This window comes from Acidovorax sp. KPB24-03 (assembly GCF_057546605.1).
In genome coordinates this window covers 1-1,304 of the sequence record NZ_BAAJYR010000672.1, presented here as the reverse complement: position 1 = coordinate 1,304, position 1,304 = coordinate 1, and the positions used below count along the sequence as shown (strand labels likewise).

At 74.4% G+C, this 1,304-nt stretch carries 2 protein-coding genes; both read right to left on the bottom strand.

The features are described from left to right. Positions 1–189: 189 nt before the first annotated feature. The gene (locus AC27KI_RS25075; protein WP_487116493.1) at positions 190–1,062 is read right to left on the bottom strand and encodes a DUF429 domain-containing protein; all 873 of its coding nucleotides are present in this window, start codon (positions 1,060–1,062) and stop codon (positions 190–192) included. Positions 1,063–1,065: 3 nt separating this feature from the next. Beyond that, the coding region (locus AC27KI_RS25070; RefSeq protein WP_487116491.1) for an EamA family transporter at positions 1,066–1,304 on the bottom strand (239 nt) is incomplete at its 5' end.

Genomic DNA, 1,304 nt, shown 5'->3' with positions numbered 1-1,304 from the left:
CCCCCGCAGCGCCCGGCCAGGCATGCGGCTGCCAGCAGCGCGGCGCCGCAACGCAGGGCGAAGGCGCCGGCCGGGCGGGTGCGGAAATCGGGAAGCGACGAAGTCATGGCGTGTCTTTGACATGGCTGTTGAGCATGGACGGGTCGCAGCCTGCGGCGCCGCCCCGTTGCCATTGTGAGGGCCCGGGCCTCAATCCACGGGCGTCGAGATGATCCAGCCCTCCAGCGGGTCCAGCCCCGGCGGCAGGCCGTACAGCGCATCGCCCTGCCGGTGGCGCTGCTCCGCCCAGGCGGCCTGCACCAGGCACAGCACGGCGTCCAGGCGGTCGCCGCTGGCGTCGTCCACCAGCGCATCGCGCTGCGCGTGCGTGAGCTTGAGCCGCAGCCCCAGCCGGGTGGCGCCGTTCTCCAGCGCCGTGACCAGGTCCTTGCGGGCGATGAGGCGGTCGGGCGTCTGCTTGGCGCGGTCGTCGCTCTTGTAGCTGCGCCGGGCCAGGATCTCGCGCGCCAACAGGCCGGGGTAGGCCTCCAGCGCCACGCGGGCCGGGTCGCCCGCATGCAGGCCGGGCAGGTGCACGCCGGCATCGAGCAGCAGCGGCACGCCCGCGTGCAGCATGTAGGCGACGGGCGGGTTGACCCACTTCATCGACGGGCTGGAGCCCGCCGGCCCATCGGCGGCGCGGTGGGCGAACTTGGCCCCCGCCGGGCGCGCATCGCAGAATGCCGCGAAGGTGTCGCGGATCTGCGCGCGGCTCAGGCCCCGGTAGTGCTGCATGCTCGCGTGCCAGGTGAGCGGCCAGCCCAGGTGCGCCAGCAGCTCGCGCGGCAGGCCGAACGGCAGGTCGAACCCGCCCACCCAGGTGCGCGGCTCGGCCAGCCAGCGGCCGAAGCCGGCCAGGGTGTCGAAGGTCTCCAGCCCCGACAGCACCACGCGCGCGCCGGCCAGTTGCCCGCTGGCGACCACGATGGGTTTGCGCCGGCTGGGGCTGCTGGAGAAATCGCAGCCGATCAGCATCGGCATCGGCATCGGCAGCGGCGGCACGGCGCTGTCACCCGCATCCATGCCCTACCCCAGCGCCAGGGCGGTGACGCCCGCCGCGATCAGCACCGCGCCCGCGATGCGCGCGGCCCGGTCGCCCTCGCCCAGCAGGTGGCCGCCGATGAGGGCGGCGAACAGCATCGACACCTCGCGCGCCGGCGCCACGTGCGACAGCGGGGCCTCCTGCATGGCGTACAGCACCAGCACGTAGGCCACCGGGCTCACCGCCGCCACCAACAGGGCGAAGCGCCACTGCACGCGCCAGA